24 protein-coding genes are annotated in these 20429 nt (G+C 62.9%); 8 read left to right on the top strand and 16 right to left on the bottom strand.

All coding sequences use genetic code 11. The features are described from left to right. Window positions 1-21: 21 nt before the first annotated feature. Window positions 22-600: a TetR family transcriptional regulator gene (locus tag CO671_RS26685; protein WP_097608538.1), complete on the top strand. Its 579-nt coding sequence runs from the start codon at window positions 22-24 to the stop codon at window positions 598-600. Here CO671_RS26685 and CO671_RS26690 read toward each other — a convergent pair. From CO671_RS26690 to CO671_RS26705, 4 genes are all read right to left on the bottom strand, one after another. Then, complete coding sequence (locus CO671_RS26690) at window positions 587-1213, bottom strand: exopolysaccharide biosynthesis protein (RefSeq protein WP_097608539.1); 627 nt, start codon at window positions 1211-1213, stop codon at window positions 587-589. The genes CO671_RS26685 and CO671_RS26690 overlap by 14 nt on opposite strands. 25 nt (window positions 1214-1238) lie before the next feature. Further along, window positions 1239-1541, bottom strand: coding sequence for a hypothetical protein (locus CO671_RS26695; protein ID WP_097608455.1), 303 nt, complete (start codon window positions 1539-1541; stop codon window positions 1239-1241). A gap of 42 nt (window positions 1542-1583) precedes the next feature. Beyond that, complete coding sequence (locus CO671_RS26700; protein ID WP_097608456.1) at window positions 1584-2567, bottom strand: TerC family protein; 984 nt, start codon at window positions 2565-2567, stop codon at window positions 1584-1586. A 226-nt stretch (window positions 2568-2793) separates the two neighbouring features. After that, window positions 2794-3270, bottom strand: coding sequence for a YcgN family cysteine cluster protein (locus tag CO671_RS26705; RefSeq protein ID WP_097608457.1), 477 nt, complete (start codon window positions 3268-3270; stop codon window positions 2794-2796). Window positions 3271-3506: 236 nt separating this feature from the next. On the opposite strand from CO671_RS26705, the gene CO671_RS26710 reads away from it, so the two are divergent. The 3 genes from CO671_RS26710 to CO671_RS26725 all read left to right on the top strand — a co-directional run bounded on the left by CO671_RS26710 (window position 3507) and on the right by CO671_RS26725 (window position 7158). Then, complete coding sequence (locus CO671_RS26710; protein WP_097608458.1) at window positions 3507-5690, top strand: transglycosylase domain-containing protein; 2184 nt, start codon at window positions 3507-3509, stop codon at window positions 5688-5690. A 339-nt stretch (window positions 5691-6029) separates the two neighbouring features. After that, complete coding sequence (locus CO671_RS26720) at window positions 6030-6617, top strand: DUF1214 domain-containing protein (RefSeq protein WP_010031064.1); 588 nt, start codon at window positions 6030-6032, stop codon at window positions 6615-6617. Then, the gene (locus CO671_RS26725; protein WP_097608459.1) at window positions 6610-7158 is read left to right on the top strand and encodes a DUF1254 domain-containing protein; all 549 of its coding nucleotides are present in this window, start codon (window positions 6610-6612) and stop codon (window positions 7156-7158) included. Before CO671_RS26720 ends, CO671_RS26725 begins: the two co-directional genes overlap by 8 nt. Before the next feature lie 13 nt (window positions 7159-7171). On the opposite strand, the gene CO671_RS33875 is transcribed toward CO671_RS26725, so the two are convergent. After that, on the bottom strand, window positions 7172-7339 hold the full coding sequence (locus tag CO671_RS33875) for a hypothetical protein (protein ID WP_170964763.1): 168 nt from the start codon (window positions 7337-7339) through the stop codon (window positions 7172-7174). Window positions 7340-7903: 564 nt separating this feature from the next. Here CO671_RS33875 and CO671_RS26730 point away from each other — a divergent pair. Beyond that, window positions 7904-8152 (top strand): hypothetical protein, encoded by a 249-nt coding sequence (locus CO671_RS26730; RefSeq protein ID WP_097608460.1) that lies wholly within the window; start codon window positions 7904-7906, stop codon window positions 8150-8152. Window positions 8153-8323: 171 nt separating this feature from the next. After that, window positions 8324-9373 carry a DUF2336 domain-containing protein gene (locus CO671_RS26735; RefSeq protein WP_170965058.1) on the top strand — a complete coding sequence of 350 codons (1050 nt, stop codon included), beginning with the start codon at window positions 8324-8326 and terminating at the stop codon, window positions 9371-9373. Here the strand turns inward: CO671_RS26735 and CO671_RS26740 are convergent. The 4 genes from CO671_RS26740 to CO671_RS26755 form a co-directional block, all read right to left on the bottom strand. Continuing rightward, window positions 9365-9715, bottom strand: coding sequence for a DUF1491 family protein (locus CO671_RS26740; RefSeq protein WP_010033104.1), 351 nt, complete (start codon window positions 9713-9715; stop codon window positions 9365-9367). The genes CO671_RS26735 and CO671_RS26740 overlap by 9 nt on opposite strands. Window positions 9716-9775: 60 nt before the next feature. Next, window positions 9776-11224, bottom strand: a complete 1449-nt coding sequence (locus CO671_RS26745; protein WP_097608462.1) for a methyl-accepting chemotaxis protein — start codon at window positions 11222-11224, stop codon at window positions 9776-9778. A gap of 133 nt (window positions 11225-11357) precedes the next feature. Continuing rightward, complete coding sequence (locus tag CO671_RS26750) at window positions 11358-12314, bottom strand: peptidoglycan-binding domain-containing protein (protein WP_097608463.1); 957 nt, start codon at window positions 12312-12314, stop codon at window positions 11358-11360. Then, window positions 12286-13827: a HAMP domain-containing sensor histidine kinase gene (locus CO671_RS26755; RefSeq protein WP_097608464.1), complete on the bottom strand. Its 1542-nt coding sequence runs from the start codon at window positions 13825-13827 to the stop codon at window positions 12286-12288. Before CO671_RS26755 ends, CO671_RS26750 begins: the two co-directional genes overlap by 29 nt. A 453-nt stretch (window positions 13828-14280) precedes the next feature. Here CO671_RS26755 and CO671_RS26760 point away from each other — a divergent pair, with 453 nt between their 5' ends. Together CO671_RS26760 and CO671_RS26765 are read left to right on the top strand one after the other, a co-directional pair. Further along, window positions 14281-14775, top strand: coding sequence for a DUF5330 domain-containing protein (locus CO671_RS26760; protein ID WP_097608465.1), 495 nt, complete (start codon window positions 14281-14283; stop codon window positions 14773-14775). 422 nt (window positions 14776-15197) lie between these two features. Beyond that, window positions 15198-15620 (top strand): SufE family protein, encoded by a 423-nt coding sequence (locus CO671_RS26765; RefSeq protein WP_097608466.1) that lies wholly within the window; start codon window positions 15198-15200, stop codon window positions 15618-15620. 368 nt (window positions 15621-15988) lie between these two features. Here CO671_RS26765 and CO671_RS26770 read toward each other — a convergent pair whose 3' ends face one another. The 7 genes from CO671_RS26770 to CO671_RS26800 all read right to left on the bottom strand — a co-directional run bounded on the left by CO671_RS26770 (window position 15989) and on the right by CO671_RS26800 (window position 20425). Continuing rightward, window positions 15989-16420 (bottom strand): MucR family transcriptional regulator, encoded by a 432-nt coding sequence (locus CO671_RS26770; RefSeq protein ID WP_010060045.1) that lies wholly within the window; start codon window positions 16418-16420, stop codon window positions 15989-15991. A gap of 441 nt (window positions 16421-16861) precedes the next feature. Further along, window positions 16862-17194, bottom strand: coding sequence for a monovalent cation/H(+) antiporter subunit G (gene mnhG, locus CO671_RS26775; RefSeq protein ID WP_097608467.1), 333 nt, complete (start codon window positions 17192-17194; stop codon window positions 16862-16864). Continuing rightward, complete coding sequence (locus tag CO671_RS26780) at window positions 17191-17544, bottom strand: cation:proton antiporter (protein WP_097608468.1); 354 nt, start codon at window positions 17542-17544, stop codon at window positions 17191-17193. The genes mnhG and CO671_RS26780 overlap by 4 nt, the downstream gene beginning before the upstream one ends. Continuing rightward, window positions 17541-18014, bottom strand: a complete 474-nt coding sequence (locus CO671_RS26785) for a Na+/H+ antiporter subunit E (protein ID WP_097608469.1) — start codon at window positions 18012-18014, stop codon at window positions 17541-17543. Before CO671_RS26785 ends, CO671_RS26780 begins: the two co-directional genes overlap by 4 nt. Then, entirely contained in the window at window positions 18011-19564 is a 1554-nt protein-coding gene (locus CO671_RS26790) for a Na+/H+ antiporter subunit D (protein ID WP_097608470.1), read from the bottom strand. The genes CO671_RS26785 and CO671_RS26790 overlap by 4 nt, the downstream gene beginning before the upstream one ends. A 64-nt stretch (window positions 19565-19628) precedes the next feature. Next, on the bottom strand, window positions 19629-20006 hold the full coding sequence (locus CO671_RS26795) for a Na+/H+ antiporter subunit C (protein ID WP_097608471.1): 378 nt from the start codon (window positions 20004-20006) through the stop codon (window positions 19629-19631). Beyond that, window positions 20006-20425: a Na+/H+ antiporter subunit B gene (locus CO671_RS26800; RefSeq protein ID WP_097608472.1), complete on the bottom strand. Its 420-nt coding sequence runs from the start codon at window positions 20423-20425 to the stop codon at window positions 20006-20008. Before CO671_RS26800 ends, CO671_RS26795 begins: the two co-directional genes overlap by 1 nt. Window positions 20426-20429: the final 4 nt, after the last annotated feature.

Here is a 20429-nt window from a genome sequence, read left to right on the forward strand (position 1 = left end):
CTGAATGCAAGAGGGAATTTTATGCCGCGTCGCCGCACACTGTCGGATGAGCAGCTTCTCGCCATGGTGCTGGCGCTGATCCAGACTAAAGGGCCGGATGCCGCGACCTTTGCGGCAGTGGCAAAGGCGAGCGGCCTTTCCGGCTCGACGCTGGTGCAGCGTTTTGCGACGAAGGCCGCGATGCTGCGTGCGGCGCTGCTCTATGCATGGGACAGGCTGGATGCGGAGACGGCAAGGCTTGCCGAAAGCGTGCCGAAAACGTCTGACGGCGCGGTCGCGCTGCTTGTCGGCCTGTCGCAGGATTACGGCGACAATGCCGCCGCCTATGGCGAGGGACTGCTGCTGCTGCGCGAGGACTTCCGCGACCCAGTGCTGCAGGCCCGAGGGGCCGCCTGGGGCAAAGCGCTGACGGCAGCGATCGCACGCTGTTTCGGATCGGCGAGCGCGCCGGAGACCATCGCCCGGCTGATGCTGTCGCAATGGCAGGGCTCGCTCACCTGGTGGGGCTTTGGCGCAGAAGGGCGGGTGGATGAATATGTGGAGACGGAGCTGCGGCGGTTCCTCGCGGCGGTCCCTGTCCATTCGGCTAAGCGGCCGTGAAGATCATCGCCTTGATAAAATAAACCAAGGTGGCGGTGGTGACGATCGTCGCCGATGTGAGCAGCAGTCCGATCAAGGTGACGAGACCATCCCGCTCCATCAGGGCGACGGCCAGCACGACCAGCGAGACCACCGGCAGGATATTGCCGAAGGGGATCGGCAGCGCGATCACCACAGCAAGCAGGAAGACAGGAACGCCAAGAAGTGCCTGCACTGTCGGACCGGTGAGAACCTGCAGCCGGCCGGCGCGCACGAGCTTTTCCACCCGGGCGATCACCGGAACCGCGTGACCGACGATAAGATCAAGCGCTGCGGGCGAAACCCGGCGATCCCTGAGGATGGCGGGCAACCAGATCTTCCGGCCACCCGCGACAATCTGGAGGGAGACCAGCGCGAGCGCGGTGCCGAAGACCATTCCGAACGGCCCGGGGATTGGGGTCAGCGCCGGGATTGCCAGGAACAGGATGGTGAAGGCGATGCTCGTCTGGCCCATCGCCTCCAGAGCCTCGCCGACGGAGAGGCCGCCCTTTACCCGGGCGATTTCCAACATCTCGCGAAGCCGCGTCGTGGCCACACCGCGCGGCGGTTGTTTCTTTCCGTCTTGATCAATCACACGGTCCATTTTCAGCTGGTTGCCGTCACGCACCCTCGCCGTCTCCCTTCAGGGCGCTGGCGAGGGCTGCGCATTGCGGATCGCTGCCGTCGAGAAGTTCCGCCGGCGCGGTATGGCCGATCGCTATGCTGACGACTGTGGCCGCCGCCCAGACGTAGTCGCCGGCGGCGCGCTCGACGAGCCGCGGTCCCTGAGATGTCAGGCAGTCCTGGGACTGGCGGACGATCTCCACGGGAAGCCGGGCGCGCTCAGCCTGTTGCTGTATCTCGGCCTGCAGCGGACCGACGACGAGGAGGGCAAAAATCCAGCCGATGAAATCCGAAATCATATGTGTTCCTTCCTTTGTTTACGTATTGCTCGCAGAGCCCGCTCAGGCGGGCTGCTGCGGATCCCGCGTTTTGAGGAGGCTCCAGACCACGCCGGCGGCGATGATCGCGAAAGTGATGCTCAGCGAGAGCGCAGCCGGGAATTTTTCCAGGCCCAGCAGATCGGCGACGAAGATCTTCGAGCCAATGAAGATCAGCACGATGGCAAGCGCGGGCTTCAGATAGCGGAAGCGATGAATCATCGCCGCCAGCGCGAAATAGAGGGCGCGAAGGCCGAGGATCGCGAAGATGTTCGAGGTATAGACAAGGAACGGATCGGTGGTGATCGCGAAGATCGCGGGGACCGAATCCACGGCGAAGATGACGTCGGCCACTTCGACCATCACGAGCGCCATGAAGAGCGGCGTGATGAACCAGGTCATCGCTCCCGTCCTGGGGTTTGCCTTTCTGACGAAGAACCGTTCGCCGTGATGCTCCTCGGTGACGTTGAAACGGCTGCGCATGAAGCGGACGAGGACGTTCTTAGAGACATCAGGCTCGGCCTCCTTGACGAACAGCATCTTGATGCCGGTGACGATCAGGAACGCGGCGAAGATATAGAGAAGCCAGGCGAATTCGGCGACCAGCGTGGCGCCGACGCCGATCATGATGGCGCGCAGCACGATGACGCCGAGAATACCCCAGAAGAGCACGCGGTGCTGGTAGAGGCGCGGCACGGCAAAGAAGGAGAAGATCAGGGCGATGACAAAGACGTTGTCGAGGGCCAGCGTCTTTTCGACGACGAAGCCCGTCAGATAGGCAAGGCCGGCCTCGGAGCCGAGATACCACCATACCCAACCACCGAAGGCGAGGCCGAGCGCGATATAGAGGGCGGAAAGCCTGACGCTTTCGCCGACGCCGATTTCCTTGTTCTGCTTATGAAGAATACCGAGGTCGAACGACAGAATGGCGATGACGAGGGCGAAAAAACTCGACCACATCCAGAGCGGCGTTCCCAGCCACTCGACGAGCAAAAAAGACAGATTCAAGGATAATCCCCTGGTCGGCACTGGTTGTCGGAGAAGAGGTCCGACATCGCAAGAGTGCCGAAGCTCTCGCCAGAGGGGCCCGGACCAGCGGGTCGCACCGCAAGTGGGGTCTCACTTTTCAATAATCAAGCAGCGGCCGGCGTCAATTTTATATGTCGCGTCGGAGACAAGGCGGCCGTGCGCATGGATCATCACACTGCAAGCGAAAGCCGGGCAGGCCAGCCGCTTACGCCTCTTCCTCGTCCTTCGCCTCGCCGACGGTCAGCGGCCAGTCGACGACGTAATCCTCGAGATCCTCGATATCGATCTCGGTTTCGCTGATCGTGCGGCCGCGGGCGGAAATGCCGGCGGCATGTACCGTTTCGGGGTCACCGGAGACGAGCGGATGCCACCAGTAGAGATCGCGGCCCTCGTTGATCAGCCGGTAGCCGCAGGTCGGCGGCAGCCAGGCGATGTCGGGCACGTTCTCCTTGGTCAGCTGCACGCAGTCCGGCACGAAATCCCAGCGGTTCTCATAGCTCGAGCAGCGACAGCTCTGCCTGTCGAGCAGCTTGCAGCTGACCGAGGTGAAATAGATATCGCCGCTATCCCATTCCTCGATCTTGTTGAGACAACAGAGGCCGCAGCCGTCGCAAAGGCTTTCCCATTCGGCGGCGGTCATTTCGGCCAGCGTCTTGCTCTTCCAGAAGGGCAGATCGTTCATCGTTCGTTTCTTGCAACAGCGGCCGCAAATTCGCGTGACCGCCGCTCTACTCTCTTGTTATCCGCCACAAAATCAATCAATTCTTCAGCATGCTCCTGGTACCGGAGAACTTTCTCCTGGTGCCGGAGAATTTTCTCCTGGTATCGGAGAGCTTTTCGGGCCCATCGGGCCTCGCGCTTTCGTCGCTTTCCGGCGGCCGGACATGAAGCAAGCGCGATCAGGCGGGAATACAGGACGTGCAGGATCCGGACAACCCTGAAAAAGGGCCTAAAAAAGGGGCAGAAAAACAGACAGCGGACGCCGGCAGGCGGCCGGCAAAGAGCCGTCACATTCTGCTGCGCATCGATTCATGGATCGATTCGACCGTCTGGAACGCCGGCTTCCGCGCCGCCGAGATCTGGGAAGACACCACCATTTTCTTCCGCCGTTTCCGCGTGCGCGGCTGGAAGCGCGTGGTCTTCGAACTGGCCGGCGAAGGTCTGACCCTCGGCACGGTCGGCGCGGTGCTGATGCTGGTGCTTGCCCAGCCGGCCTTCGAAGCGACCAAGGAGGACTGGCGCAACCGCGGCGATTTCGCCGTCACCTTCACCGACCGCTACGGCAACGTCATCGGCCATCGCGGCGTCATCCATCAGAATTCCGTGCCGATCGACGAACTGCCGGATTCGCTGATCAAATCGGTGCTCGCCACCGAAGACCGGCGCTTCTTCGACCATTTCGGCATCGACGCCATCGGTCTCTTCCGCGCCATGGTCACCAACGCCCAGGCCGGCGAAGTCGTGCAGGGCGGCTCGACGCTGACCCAGCAGCTCGCCAAGAACCTCTTCCTCTCCAACGAGCGTTCGATCGACCGCAAGGTCACCGAAGCCTTCCTGGCGCTCTGGCTCGAGGCCAACCTTTCCAAGAAGGAAATCCTCTCCACCTATCTCGACCGCGCCTATATGGGCGGCGGCACCTTCGGTGCTGCGGCAGCGGCGCAATTCTATTTCGGCAAGAACATCACCGACGTGAACCTCGCCGAATCCGCCATGCTGGCCGGCCTGTTCAAGGCGCCGGCCAAATATGCGCCGCATGTCAACCTGCCGGCCGCCCGCGCCCGCGCCAACGAGGTGCTGACCAACCTCGTGCAGAGCGGGCTGATGACCGAGGGCCAGGTGATCGCCGCCCGGCGCAGCCCGGCCACCGTCGTCGACCGCAACGAGGTGGAATCGCCGGACTTCTTCCTCGACTGGGCTTTCGACGAGGTGCAGCGGCTTTCGCCGCGCTTCCACCAGCATTCGCTGATCGTGCGCACGACGATCGACATGGGCATCCAGAAGGCGGCCGAAGATTCGGTCGAAACGTCGCTGCGCGAATATGGCGAGGCCTACCACGCCAAGCAGGGCGCCCTGGTGATGATCGAGAATGGCGGCGCCGTGCGCGCCATGGTCGGCGGGCGGGATTACGGCGAAAGCCAGTTCAACCGCGCCACCAGGGCGCTGCGCCAGCCGGGCTCCTCCTTCAAGGTCTATACCTATGCCTTGGCGATGGAGAGCGGGATGACGCCGCAGACGACGATCGTCGACGCGCCGATCTACTGGGGCAACTGGAGCCCGCACAATTATGCCAACCGCTATGTCGGCCGCATCACGCTCGAGACCGCGATCGCCCAGTCGATCAATACCGTGCCGGTGCGGCTCGCCAAGGAGAAGCTCGGCATCCAGCCGATCCGGGCGATGGCGAAAAATCTCGGTGTCGAAACGCCGATCCGCGACGACGTCACCATCCCGATCGGCACCTCCGAAGTGACCGTGCTCGACCAGGCGACAGCCTATGCCACCTTCCCGGCCGGCGGCTACCAGTCGCGCCGCCACGGCATCAGCCAGATCCTCGATTACGAGGGCGATGTGCTCTATGATTTCGACCGTGACGAGCCGGCGCCCAAACGCGTGCTGTCGGAACAGGCCGATGCCTATATGAACCAGATGCTGTCGCGCGTGCCCTATGTCGGAACGGCGCGCAAGGCGGCTCTCGACAACGGCGTTTTGACCGCCGGCAAGACCGGCACGACCCAGGCCTATCGCGACGCCTGGTTCGTCGGTTTCACCGGCAACTACACCTGCGCCGTCTGGTTCGGCAATGACGACTACACCTCGACCAACGAGATGACCGGCGGCTCGCTGCCGGCGATGACCTTCAAGCGGGCCATGGACTACGCCCATCAGGGTGTGACGCTGCGGGCCATCCCCGGCGTCGAAAATCCCCCGCCCTCGCAGAAGGATGTCGCCAAGACCGCCGCCGCCAAGCCGCAGGACGGATTGCCGCAGCTCATCCGGCCGCGCATGCTCTCGGTGCAATCGACGAATATCCTGAAAGACCTCGGCAAAAAGCTGAAGGACGCCGCCCCGCTCACGCCGCAGAAGGTGGCGAGCGCGGAGTAGTCGGCAGCGGAGATCGCCGATGGCTGCCCTATCCGCCTGTTCAAGACCCCTCCCCAACCCCTCCCCACAAGGGGGAGGGACTAACCCGGAGCGCCCGCCTCGTTCCACTCGAAACGTCGCAAATATGGAAACCGGGTGCGGCAGGTTAAGCCCCTCCCCCTTGTGGGGAGGGGTTGGGGAGGGGTCTTGAACAGGCCAACCGGACAGCCTTATTGCCGCACCTGGCATGACGGCTTCGCTGATATAACCGGGGATTGACCAGCGCCCATGTCGCCGCCCGGCATTCCACCCTGCCAGAATCAGTGGTAACCCTTTCATCCCGGTTTCCAAGGTCATGACGTGTTTCGATTCCCCCTCTTCATCCTGATCACGCTCATCGTCGCCTTTGGCGGCGGGATCATGATTTCGCTGTATGCGCTGGATGCGACGCAGGGTTTCGGAGCGATCAAGCTTGGCGCCTGGGAGGCTTTTCCGGCGTTGCAGACGGTCGATGCCGATCCTTATGCCAAGTCGCACCGGGCGCGTGCCGGCAAGCTGCTTTATGGCAGCGCCGAGGGGCTGACCTTCACGGCGAGCGTCGACGACGAAGGGGCGCGGCTGAATGCCGGCTGCCGCTACCGCATCAGCGGGCAGACGCCGCCCGCCCGGCTGTGGACGCTCTTTACCGCCGACAATGGCGGCAATCCGGCGGCGGTGAAGACCGGACTTCCCGCGGCGCTGAACTCCTGGACGGTGCTGCGCCAGCCCGACAGCAGCTTCTCGATCGAGATCTCCGCCGTCGCCCAGCCGGGCAATTGGCTGGCCCTGCCGCAGGCCGGCACCTTCCGGCTGGTGCTGACCCTGTTCGATACGCCGACGGCCGGCAGTTCCGGCGTGATCGACCTCGCCATGCCCAAGCTCACCAAGACCGGATGCGGCAATGCTTAGGATCGTTTTCGCCATCCTGACCGGCCTTTTCGGCGCAGCGCTTCTGCACCTCGTCATCATCCTTTCGCTGCCGCATTTCACCGGCAGGGACGCGGCGACCCGCGTCGAGGCGGAAGGTGACCTCAACAATTTCTACCTGCTGAACGACCAGCATGACGAGGCGGGGCTTGCCAATGGCGATCCCTTCGTGCGCACCGCCGTCTGCTCCTTCGACGTCGAGGATGGCCCGGTGCATTTCACCGCCAAGGGCAATGTGCCCTTCTGGTCGATCGCCATCTATGACAGCGCCTCCAACGAGGTGTTCAGCATGAATGACCGGACCTCGGTCGGCGGCGCGCTCGATGTGCTGGCGGGCGGTCCGATTCAGCTGACGGACCTGCGCAAGAACCTGCCGCCGGAGCTGGAACAGGCGATCCTGGTGGAAATGGCGCGGCCGGACGGTTACGCCGTGCTGCGGACGCTGGCGCCGCAGGCGAGTTTCGATGAGGCGGCGCGGAACTTCCTGACGGAAGCCGGCTGCGAACAGTTCAGCGCCCGCTGAGGTTGAACGGACGTTACTTCTTGCTGGCGCGCGGCGCAGGTGCCGGGCCATGTCTGGGGCTCTCGGCCAGCCGCTCGTAGCGGACACCGGTGAACCAGAGGATCTTGGCTTCGCGGGGTTCCTTGTCCTGAGGACGCGGCGCCCGCGGTCGCCGATCCGCCAATGCGACTACTATTGCCATTCTCGTCTCCATGCACTGCCCGAGACGGATGAACTTGCGATGGATTTCACCCTGCCCGCCAATCTGCGGGCCGGCGCGTCCTGCGGTGCCGGCATGACCGAACCGAGGGCATTCGCGCCTTTCCCACGGCACCTGACTGAAATACCGTGATGCGGAGTTTCAACGATCCAAACACTCAAATCGCGTCGTTCCTGTCCGAATTGAGACACATGACAGTTAACAGTTTACTAATATTCGACGGTTGCCAAACACAGTTCCCGTGACTTCCTCTTCAACGCGCGAAGCGCCGATTTGGTTTCATCCCGCCTGCGCGCGGGTCCGGACACCCGCCAAAGGATAAAATTAGAGACAATTCATATAGTTGATAATGCAGCGGCGACCCGCGGGCCGGCAGCGCTGCAAGTGTTGCAAATATGCGGCAGGCCGACTTTCGTTGCGTCGCAGCCCGGATCGGGGTCGATCCGCCATCAATCGGAGCGCGTTTTGCGGTCATCGCCGACCACGAATCTTTCAAGCCTCGACCGGTAGCGAAGAGCAACAGGCCTTGCCGTTGATTCCCCTTTCTTGTCCGACGACCCCGACATCACGGCTTCCGATGGCTGCGGCGCTCGCCGGCATATCAGCAGCGAGGGCCTGAAGACGACGCCTGCGGCACCCAGCACGATCTGCACCGGACCGATGAAGACAGCCGCGCAAAAGCTGCTGCACGCCGCGCACGACGACAGCAGGCTAACTGTCGCGGCGGTCGAAACTGCGATCGGGACATCGAAGCATCGGCCCTTCAAAAGCAAGGGGATTTTTGTTGCCGGCTAAGGATCAGGCAACACGCCACACGTGTATATTTCTGTTGCATTTTAATAAAATCTTCAGCATGCATTAACCGTACCGGTGTAGGATTTGTTCATATCCGTGCGGTCCGACAGGCGTCCCGCCAGCGCTATCGGCCCACGGTTTCCCTTGGTTCTGCGTTTTCAGGGTGTGCATGTGCGTGACCGGTTTCGAGACCTCGAGGGCCCGTTGGCCGTCAGGAAAAAGGACGTGGTGTTAATGGCGACTGTCAGCAGTTTCGAGAGCCTGTCTCATCCGACGCGATCCGAACTGCGCCAATTCGCCGAGCTTTTCACACCGCTGTTCCAGGCCTCCTCCGACGAGGCCAAGCGCCAGGCGGTCGCCGCCCTTTCCCAATGCCCGACCATGCCGGCAGCCGTGGCGCTGTTCATCGGCAATCAGCCGATCGAGATCGCCGCACCCTTTCTTGCCGCCTCCAAGGCCATTGCCGACGACACGCTGATCACCATTGCCCGCATGCAGGGCGCAGCTCATGTCAAGGCGATCGTCAGCCGCGACTCGCTGTCGCCGAAGGTCATCGACGCGCTGGTGGCGTTGCGCCAGACCCAGCCGCGACATGCGGCCCCCGCCGCGCCGATCACAGAATCGGAGGCCGTCCCGCTGTCGCCGGCCTCGGCGGAGAGCAACGAGGCCGAAGCGCTGGAGGAACAGCGCATCGCCAATGAAGAGGCGTTGCGCGAGCGCATTCTCGACCTTGCCGGCCATCTCGGCCGCAAGGACGAAGATCGGCTCGGCCTGCGCACGCTCACCGATATTCAGGAGGCGCTGCTGGTGCGCTTTGCCCGCTCGCGCGAGGCAAACCATTTCGCAACCGCGCTCGCCGATGCGCTTTCCGCCAGCCGCTGGCTTGCCGAACGCATCATGCTCGACCTATCGGGCCAGCAGCTCGCCACGACGTTGACGAGCCTCGGCATGGGTTTTCTCGACGCCGTCTTCGTACTGGAACGGTTCTATCCGCACCTGGCCGAACAGCAGCACAATGTCACGCGCGCCTGGATGGTGCTCGATGCGCTCGATCCGGAAGAATGCCACGAAAGGATAGAGGCCTGGCGGCGCGCCGATCGCTACACCTACAAGCCGGAGGCGGCCGCGACACCTGCGCTTGCGGAAACGGAGAGCCACCGCTTCGTCCGCCAGGCGCCGGTGCAGCGCGACATGCGCGTGCTCGGACGACGGTCACGCTGAGCCATCCCGCGCGAGCGGGATCATGTCGCCCAGTTCCTCCGCCTCCAGCTCGACGATCCACAGATCGGGATCGAAGCGGCGTTCGCGCTCCAGCATCGCCCGCACCGCTTCCGGCTCACTGCGCGCAAGACGGATTTCGAACAGGCGATCGCGGATCTCGTCTTCGCCGAAGGCGGTCTGCGGCGCCGGCGCATAGAGCGTTTCCAGGCCGTCGCGGAAGTGCTGGCGGATGAAGATCGCACCGGCCTCCTCGGCCCCCTTCTTCTCGACGGCGGCGAAATCGCCGCTGGCGAAGACGCGGCGCAGCAGGGATGAAACGAAGATGTCGGCGCGTAATCTCATCGGCGCGGTATAGACCGGCGCGCCGGGATCGGCAATCCGCAGTCAAATGATGACGATGCGTCAGACCTTGACCGCCAGCCGCAATCCACCCCAATGGCGGCCCCTCACGATGATCGGCGCGGAAATATCCTTCATCATCACGAAATTGCCGCCGCCCATGTCGCGCCGATAGGTCTGAACGAGGAAAGGCGCGGTGCTGCGGCCGGCGGCAAGGCCGACACGATCGGCGAAGATGCGGCGATTGCGGCAATTGGCGGTGTTCCAGACGGCGTCGCCCGGCCGCTGCGGCTGCGAGAATTTCCGGTTATGGGTCGGCAGGTAGCCGTTTTCGTCGACTGCCGCACAGAAGGCGACGCGCTCGTCCAGGGCAACCACGGGTTCCTGGATCGACGGCAGCAGGCGGTCGGTGAGCTCGGTGAAGGCGGCCATCATCTGCGCCGGATCGGTACCCGGTATCGGCCGGTAGCGTCGGTCGAAGAGCGCGTCGAGGCCGATCTGGCCCTCGACGACGGCCCGTTCGAATGCGCCTGATATCTGCCTTGCCACCGATTGCGCCTCCTCGATCCAGCGGCTGTCGGCGGTCTTGACACCAGCGCTCGCCGTCAGCTGGACCAGGGTTTCGGAGAGACCGACGACGCTGTCGACGCGTTTTGCCGCCTGCTGCAGCCTGATATTCGAACCGGCGACCTCGCCCGACATCTCGCTGAGCTTTTCGACGAAACCGGCGCATTGCTGGTCGACGGCCTCGGTGGTGTTGGCCATGACGGTCGAACTGTCGAGGATGCGGGTGATGACATGTTCCATGCTTTCGAAGGCGCCGCGCATCGCCTCCGACTTGTCGCGCACACCGGCGGCACTCTCACGCGCATCGCCGCCGACCACCGACAGCCGGTCGATCTTCACCCGTAATTCGTCCAGCGTGTCCTGGATCGAGCCGGTCGCCTTCGAGGTCTGCAGCGAAAGCGCCCGGACCTCGGCGGCGACGACGGCAAAACCCTTGCCCGCATCGCCGGCGCGCGCTGCCTCGATCGCGGCATTCAGCGCCAGGAGGTTGGTCTGGCGGGCAATCGTGCTGATCTCGTCGGCGATCTTGTCGACATCGGCCAGCGACTTCGAAAAGCCGGCGATTTCAGCACCGATGACGTTGGAGGACTGAACCATGTGGCCGATCTCGGCGACGGAGCCGGACAGGCGGTCGGCCGATTCCTTCAGCATCTGGCGGGCTTCGGCCGCAGTGCGGTCGGTCTCGCGCAGCGACAGGGCGACCGAACGGTTGGTTTTGGCAATCGAAAGCGCAGTGCTGGTGACATGATCGAAGGCGGAGGCATGGCGGGCCGACATCGCCGCCATGTCCTGAATGGCGCCGGCAATATCGACGAGATCGATGCCGAGCGTCGAGGCCTCCTCTGCAAGACGCTGCAGGATGTGGCGCAAGGCGGTGCGATCCGGGCCTTCCGCTTCGACTGCCGGTTCTCCGGCCAGATCGTCTATCGCCTTCAGCGCATGCATGACCGACGTCCCCCGCCTCAATCGGCAAAGCTTCGATCAACATGGTTAATAAGTTGCAAATAGCGACAGCGTCTTAGACTTAGGTTGTAGGTCCTTCGAGCAAAGCTTGCGGCTACAGGCGGCGCGCCATGCTTCAGATCGCGCCGATTTCCTTGAGTTTCTTCAGCACCGCCTCGTTCGGCTCGCCGTTTTCAGGCAGGTTGTAGTGCTTCTGGAAATGGCGGATGGCAGCGCGGGTCTGCTCGCCGGCAACACCGTCGACGCCGACATTGGCATAGGCCATGTTGGACAGACCCTTCTGGATCTTCAGCACCAGGTCGACAGTGGTGAGTTCGCTGGAAGGAAGCTGCTTTGCGGCTGATGGCGCCGTCTTGACCGTCTTTTCGGCGCTGCGGATCGCGGCGGCCACCGGGTCTTCCGCCGCCGCCTTCGAGCTCACATCCTCACGCGGTTTTTCCACCGGCACGGTCGAAGGGCCGGCAGCGTCGGTTTTCAGCGCCGCCAGCACTTCCGGTGTCGCTTCCCCGGTCTGGGCCATGCCGACGGTCTCCTGGAAGAACAGGATGGCGGCGCTGGTGCGGGGGCCGATGATGCCGTCAGGGACACCGTTATAGAGGCCGCGGCGCACCAGCTGCTGCTGGATCCCCATGACCAGCTCGCTCGGCTGCTGAGCCGGTGCGGCCGGCGCCGGCGTCGCGCTGGTGGTGGCGGCGGCATCCTCAGGCCGTTCGATCCGGAAGGTGGTGACGTCGCCCTGCTGCTCTTCGGCCGGGCGGCGGGCGCCGAGCACGTTTGAAGAATGCGGATCGCGGGTGCGGAAAATCGGATGCGGATGCAGGCCGGGCTGATACCAGAGCGCATTGGCCGCGACGAAGGAGAAGATGACGAAGAAGGCGATCGTGCCGCCGGCAACCGACGGATTGCGGCCGATGACGCCGCCGAGCGCCGATGCGCCCTGCAGGCCGAGACCGCCCAGCGCAGATGCGCCCTGCAGGCCGAGGCCACCGAGAGCGGCTGCACCTGACACGACAAGGCCCGGCTGCTGCCGTCGGTTTTTTCCCCTAGGCGATTTTCGCTTGCGCGCGGCCATCGAAAAGCCCCTCTTCCAATTCTACCCCTGACTTGATCGCGTCCTTCAGCCGCGGCGGAAACTCGACGGTCGCGCCATGGCCGGCATCCTCGGCCCGCCGGGCGCCCGAACCGTCCACCGCGATCTCGATGGTGATGATCGTACCCTCGCCCGGCTGGCTGGCGATAGCAAAATTTCCGCCATGCAGCGCCACCAGCCCCTTGACCAGCGAAAGGCCGAGGCCGGTGCCTTCGAAGCGGCGGGTGTAATCGTTCTGGATCTGGACAAAGGGCTGGCCGAGCATTGCCAGCTTGTCGGCGGCAATGCCGATGCCGGTATCGCTGACCGTCAGCTTCAGGATGCCGTCGCGCGCCGCCGCATCGACGGAGACGACGCCGCCGGCCTCGGTGAACTTCACCGCATTACCGACGAGATTGATGAGGATCTGCTGGATGGCGCGCTGATCGGCGACGATCTCGCCGAGGCCGCGCTGGATCCGGCTCGTCAGGGTGACGCCCTTGCTCTTGGCCTGCAAGGCCAGCATCGATTCGCAGGATCTGACGGAGGCCGATATATCGAAGGCTTCGAGGATCAGCTCGTAGCGGCCGGCTTCGATCTTGCTCATGTCGAGCATGGTGTTGACGACGGACAGCAGATGCGCGCCGGATTCGCGGACGAGGCCGACATATTCCCGCTGGCGGTCGTTTTCGAACTTGCCGAAATATTCGCCGATCAGAATGTCGGAAAAACCGAGAATGGCGTTGAGCGGCGTGCGCAGCTCATGGCTGACGGCGGCGAGGAACCGCGATTTGGCATCGTTTGCCGATTCGGCGTCGGCCGCGCGGCTCTGCGCCTCGGCCCGCAGCTGCTGCTCGACGGAGACGTCGCGCAGCTGGGCGATGACGGCGGCCAGCTCACCATCGGCATCGCGCCGGGCAGTCATATCCATTCTGAGATAAGCGAACTGGCGCTGATCGCGCGAAACCGAGGGCCGGTCGAGGCGCAGATCGACGCTTGCGGCATCCTCGCCGCGCCGCAGGCCATCGAGCGCCTGCAGGAACAGGATGCGATCGGAGACATGCACCTGCTCCAGGAAGCCCCTGCCCTTGGGATCGCGCATCCAGGCGAGGAAATCGCGGCGGTCGCGGCCGCCGATGGTGGCGACGCTGCCGTGCGGATCGAGAAACAGGACGAGGCCGGGCGTGACGGCAAGGAAGAAGTCCTCGGCCGACTGCGTGGCGATGCCGGCCGACGAGCCCTGGCGGGCAAGCGCAATGCTGCCGACGGCGGAAAAGAGGAAGGCGGCGCAGACCATGGCGACACCGGCCGGCAAGGCGACGGCGGGGCTGGTGACGGCCGAAAGACCGACGGGCGCGGCGACGAGAGCGGCCGAGGACAGCAGCACCAGGCGGCGCAGAATCGCAAGTTCGCGCTGGCGCACGGCTTCGCCGCCGCCCGTCCGGGAGAGCCAGCTTGTCGCCGCCCGGTCTACGAGCGCCGTCACCCAGCCGCCAATGTCACTCAATATTCGCACGCAATACCCGCCCGAAAAAGGCTGTTTGTCGATCCGGACAATAGGCCCCCGCGACTTAAGGAAAGGATAAGGCAAAAGCGCTGTTCACAGCCAGAAAGCGCAGAAAATCCCGTTTTGAAGCATCCGAGAGCCCCTTTGCTTTTTGTGGTTAATAGCCGGTAAGCAACGGAATTCCTTCATATTTCAGCACGACGTTAACTCCTGTGGCAAGGCGAGCGGCCAAAAGCCCTGCAATTGCAAGCAGGTGCTGCCCTGATGCTTAACGGCAATCGCTCGCATTCGACTTAAATGCAGCTCAAATCCGCTTCGCTAAAATTTGAATTAAATTTGCCGCAAATGCGCGCGAGTTTCGAAAAGCGGCATTCGCAACTTATCGATAGGGTGAAAGCACACCGGACAACCGGCCTGATTCGGCGAAAAGAACCGGACGGGAAAACAGGATGGGCAACGACAATGTGGTTTCTGATCAAAGGATCCTTCTGGTTTGGCCTTGTGCTCGTGCTTCTTTCCGTCTTCAGCACGGAGGGTTCCGACAAGCTCGCCAGCGGCCCGCAATTGCAGCTTTCCGATGCCTTTACGGCGGCGAGCGGCGCCTATGACTATCTGACCGGCATGTGCTCGGAAAAACCCGAGGTCTGCGCCAAGGGCGCCGAGACGCTGACGGCGCTCGGCTACCGGGCCCGCGAGGGTGCTCACGTTGCTTATGAACTGCTTGACAGCCAGTTCAGCGACGAGCCGGCAACGACTGCAAAGCTTGCCGAAACGGCACAGCGGGCAGCACCCGCCCTGCCCTCCCTCGCCGCCCCTTCCGTCCAGGAGAAGGTGCGCGAGGCAAAGGCTGCACTCAACCAGCCGATGCCCTACCGCCCGCCGGTCGACGATGAAACGGCCCCCGAGACGGTGGTAACCGGCGCGATCCCGCTGCCGACGCCGAAACCGGCGATCTGACGATAGTGCGCGGGCGCCCGCCCGAAACGCATTTCGAATTCTTCGTTCTTGTTTGACGCAATTCCGGACAGAGACAGCTTCGCAGCCGGAATTGCCTGAGCTTGCATCGGTGGTCCGCATGACGCGGAAATGCCCCATGCCTGACGTGCCTGCCCTGTTTAATTCAGCATCTTGCTGCGCCGTGAGGATGCCCATCCCTCACGGCGTTTCTTTTCAGAACGTGTCACGCATAAATATGCGGGCGAGGTCTTGCACGACATGCCCAAACAGAAAAAAACTGAAGCACGGGCAAATCCGAGGGGCCACGACGCGCTTTAACTGTTCAAATCTGCCGGTCTTTCACCTATATGCAGTAGTAGAGCATGTCCGGAGGCAAAATTGCCGTGCAGCTTTGCCGGCATGCCAATGGTGAAAGGCGTTTTATGGCATCCCTCGACCAGATCATCGACGACTTTACCTTCCTGGACGATTGGGAAGACCGCTACCGCTATGTCATCGAACTCGGCAAGGCGCTGCCCGAGCTGGCCGAGGAAAAGCGCACCTCCGAGAACAAGGTGATGGGCTGCGCCAGCCAGGTGTGGCTGGTGACGCACACGTCGGGCGATCCGGACAACCCGATCATGAGCTTCGAGGGCGATTCCGATGCCCATATCGTGCGCGGTCTCGTCGCCATCGTGCTTGCCACCTATTCCGGCAAGCCGGCATCGGAGATCGCCGCGCTCGATGCCTTCGAAACCTTCTCGAAGATCGGACTGGTGGAGAACCTGTCGTCGCAGCGCTCGAACGGGCTGCGCTCGATGGTGAGGAGAATCCGGGAAGAGGCGAACGTCCGCGCCGCGGCTTGAACGTGATTCGATTCTCCCCGAACGCACGTGGCAGCGCCGTGTAATTTAGTATATTAACACTTCCTTATAGTATAGGAATACATTCTACGCCTCACCCCGGAAGCATAAGATGGGGCTCCTCGTGATATCCCGTCTTCACCTGCGTCATTTCCGATCGGCGCGAAATAGTCTGGAAGATTATTTTCCTCGCCTGGAACAGGATGATTTCGGATCTCCCCGGACTAAAGTCTGATTCCCGTTGTCAATTAATGAGTCGGAACAGAATGCCGCTCGAAAACGGCTCACGTTTTTTGGAATCACAGTCGCGTTACAGACAGAAAAGCCGGGCGCAAGACCCGGCTTTTGTCGTTGATTGCTTTCGAAAAAGCTCAGCCGCGGCCGCGCTTGCGGCGCTGACCCAGGCCCATCTCCTTTGCCAGGCGCGAACGCGCTTCGGCATAGGCGGGCGCTACCATCGGGTAGTCGGTCGGCAGGTCCCACTTCTCGCGGTATTCTTCCGGCGAGAGAGAGTGATGCGTCATCAGGTGACGCTTGAGGGACTTGAAGTTGCCGCCGCATTCCAAACACGTAATCTGCTCGTCCTGTACGGACTTGCGGACAGAGACTGCAGGCTTCTGCTTTTCGACAACGGCCGCAGCGGGCTGCGGTACGGACGTGTTGCTCAGTGCCGAATGCACGTCGGAAATCAGATTCGCCAGGTCGCTGACCGGGACAACATGGTTGCTGACATAAGCCGCCACGATGTCGGCCGTCAGTTCCACAAGCAGCTCCGGCCCATTGCCGGTCGCCATATCCGTCATATTGTTTTCTCCTGTTAGCATGCTCAAACGATCTTTGACTGTCACGCCAAAGACCCGCCTCGTAGAAGCGAACAGCAAAAGCACAGGAAGCAATCTTCTGTTTCGAAAAACGTGAAATCCACCCCTAGATTCCGAAGTTCGAGACCTGTTCTTATACTGCCTGACCAAAAACCACTACGTCATGCTCCAGGCGATGGCCCCAGTTTAGACATTGAAAAATCAAAACTGAGGGACTTGGAAGCAGTACGATTGTAATTCACAATCAGAATTCTACTTGCATTTTCAAATACCATCGTTTGGCCGAAAGGCCAATTATTATTTGTCGTTTTTCTTGAGAAAAAATGGCCGACGAAGAATTATAGGACTTTAGCCCAAGCTTTACTCACAGCTTCCTGTGCATAAGTCAGACGTAAAACAGGTTAAGATGGCAATAGCAACCCCTCAGCGTTCGCGCATATCATCGCGGACCGAGATGGCGCCGAGATCGTGTCCCGAACGATGGGCTGCCCTGGCCAGCAGATGGGCGGAAACCGGCGCCGTCAACAGGAAGAAGACGAAACCGGCAAGGGCGCGGGCGATAACCGCCGGGTCCTGCGAATAGAGGCCGGCGGCAAAGAGCAGCAGGCCGGAGCCGACGGTGCCGGCCTTCGAGGCCGAGTGCATGCGCGTATAGAGATCGGGCAGCCGGACCAGGCCGATGGCCGCCGCAAGGGCAAAGAGCGCACCGGCAACCAGCAGCAGCGCGGTGACGGCTGCGACGAGATAAGCCATCATCGTCCCTTCCTCCCTGCCCGGCGCGTCTTTGCGCCACCCTTGGCTGCGGATGCCGATGGCGGCGATTGGATGTTGCCGCGCGACAGCACGAAGCGGGCGAAGGCGACGGTTGCCAGGAAGCCGACGAGGCCGAGCGAGATGGCGATATCGATATAGAGGGAAAACCCTGTTTTGACCGCGATGACGGCGATGAAGCCGATGGCGATGCCGGTCAGCATGTCGAGGGCGAGGATGCGATCCGGCAATGTCGGGCCGACAACGACGCGCCAGACGGTCAAAAGCAGCGCCAGGCCGAGGATGACGAGGGCGACCGCGGATGCGACGGCGACGATGGCGGCAGGCGTGATCACCGGAAGGCCTCCATGATCTTGCGTTCGAAACCACTGGCAATGCCGCGTTTTGTCGCCTCCGGATCGGAGCAATCGAGCGCGTGGACATAGAGCGTGCGGCGATCTGTCGAGACATCGACGGAAAGCGTGCCTGGTGTCAGCGTGATGAGATTTGCGAGCAGGGTGATCTCGAAATCGCTGGTCACCGTCAGAGGAAAGGCGAAGATGCCTGGCTTCAGTTTCATATCCGGTGAGAGAACGGTGAGCGTGACCTTCCAGGCCGACAGCGACAATTCCTTGAGGAAGAGGGCGATGAGCGACAGCACCAGGCGGGTGCGACGCAGATATCCCCTGCCGCCGAAAGGTTCGCGGATGACGGCCAGCGCCAGGGCCGCCAGCAGGAAGCCGAAGACGAAATTATGCAGCGAGGCGCTGCCGGTAACAGTGACCCAGGCGATGGCGAGCAGCAGGTTGAAGACGAAGGCGATCACCGCTGACCTCCTTGCGGGAAGACCGAATGGAGGTAGGCCTGGGGATCGGCAAGGCCGGCGGCGGCCGCTTGCGACAGCGCCAGCAGCCGTTCCGGCAGGATGCCGAAGCCGATGGTGAGCGCCGTCAGCGCGGCGAGCGGCAGGCCGGTGCGCCAGGAGGGTTTCGACGACGCGAGCGCCATCGGCGCGGGGCGCCAATAGGCAAGGAGGAAGAGGCGACCGAAGGCGATCGTCGTCAGGAAACCGCCGGCGAGGATTGCCGCCGCCAGCCACCAGGCACCGCTATCGAGCGCGGCCTTGACGAGCATGACCTTCGGCCAGAAGCCGGAAAAGGGCGGAAGGCCACAGGCGGCAAGGAAGAGCACGAGCGACAGTGCGGTGAAGCCGCCGCTTTGCCGATAGAGCCCGCCGAGATCCGACAGGCAAAAACCACCGCCGCGCCGGCCGATCTCGCCGGCGGCAAGATAAAGCGCCGTCATCAGCACCATGGAATGGAGCGCGTAGAAGACCGCGCCGCCGATGCCGCCGGGATTGCCGAGCGCGACGCCGGCAAGCATGTTGCCGATGCCCGATATGACGACATGGCCGAACAGCCTGCGGATGTCGTTTTCGGCCAGAGCGCCGAGCGCGCCGACGAGAATGGTCGCGGCGGCCGCGAGCGCGATCACAAGGCTGAGTTCGGCGCGTTCGGCCGGCAGCAGCATGACCATCACCCGAACCAGCGCGTAGATGCCGACCTTGGTCAGCAGGCCGGCAAACAGCGCCGAGACGGTGATGCGCGGGGTATGATAGGCGGCGGGCAGCCAGAAATTGACCGGGAAGGCGGCCGCCTTCATGGCAAAGGCAAGCAGAAAGAGGCTTGCCAGCGACATCAGCGGCGCCGTGCCGCCGATGTCCCTCGCCTTGCCGGCGATATCGGCCATGTTGAGCGTGCCGAAGACGGCATAGAGAATGCCGACGCCGACCAGGAACAGGGTCGTGGCGATCAGATTGAGCACCGCATATTTCAGCGCGCCGTCGATCTGCTGCCGTTCCGAGCCGAGGATGATCAGCCCGAAGGAGGCGATCAGCAGCACCTCGAACCAGACATAGAGATTGAAGACGTCGCCGGTGAGAAAGGCGCCGGTGACACCGGCCATCAGCAGCATGAGCAGCGGAAAGAAACCGTATCGGCGGCCGCTTTCGCCGATATCGGCCAGCGCATAGATGCCGCCGGCGAGCCCGGCAAGGGCTGCGGCGAAGGCCATCAGCGCACCGAAGAGATCGACGGTGAAGGCGATGCCGAAGGGCGGCAGCCAGCGCCCCATGACCATGGTCAGCGGCCCTTCGGCCGCGACCTTGGCAAGCAGCGCCGCATCCATCAGCGCCAGGCCCGCAAGGCCCGAAATGGCCAGCCAGGCCTGCAGGCGGGGATAGGCGCGCACCATCAGCAGCACGGCGCCGAGCGTGATGCAATGGGCGACCGGCAGGATGGCGAGCCAATGACCGATGGGCACCGGGGCGGTGACCAGGGCGGCGGCGAGATCGACGGTGACGGTGGGAGCGGCCATCAGATGTGGCCTCCGGGATGCCCGGCAGGGCAGAGGGGGGTAAGCATCCGCACCGACATCCGCATCAATACCCCAATGGCGGCAGCGGCCGGTCGTCGGGCTCGGCGGCGCGCATTTCGCTGGTGTCGTCGGTGCCGAGATCCTGATAGGCGCGGTAGGTCAGCACCAGCAGGAAGGCGAGGAAGGAGAAAGAGATGACGATCGCCGTCAGGATGAGCGCCTGCGGCAGCGGGTTGGCGGCACCGGCGGGCAAGGCGTCGAGACCCGCCGGGATGATCGGCGGCACCTCACGTGTCAGCCGGCCTGATGTAAAGAGCAGCAGATTGACCGCGTTGCCGAGGATGGCGATGCCGAGCATGATGCTGATCGAGAATCTCGACAGCATCAGATAGATGGCGGCGGCAAAGAACAGGCCGACGAGGATCGCAAGAAGCGGCTCCATCACTCCACCTCCTTTTCTTCCAATGCCAGCGCTATCGAGGTGATGGCGCCGAGCACGACGAGATAGACGCCGACGTCGAAGAGCATGACGCTCGACAGCGGCACTTCGAGGCCGAGAAGGTTCGGATAGATCCAGAGGCCGGTCATGAAGGGAACGCCGAAGAGGATGGAGAGAAGACCGGCCGCGGTCGACAGTAAGAGGCCGCAGCCGGCAACCGACAGCGGATGGAAGAACAGGGCGCGGCGAACGGCGGCGACGCCGCGGGCAATGCCGTAGATCGCCAGTCCCGAGGCGGCGATCAGCCCACCGATGAAGCCGCCGCCCGGCTCATTATGGCCGCGCAGCAGCACGAAGACGGAAAAAAGCAGCATCAGCGCGGTGAGGAACGGGGCGACGGTGCGGAAGATCAGGGTGTTCACGTCA

Source organism: Rhizobium sp. M10 (assembly GCF_002531955.1).
Taxonomy (GTDB): domain Bacteria; phylum Pseudomonadota; class Alphaproteobacteria; order Rhizobiales; family Rhizobiaceae; genus Rhizobium; species Rhizobium etli_C.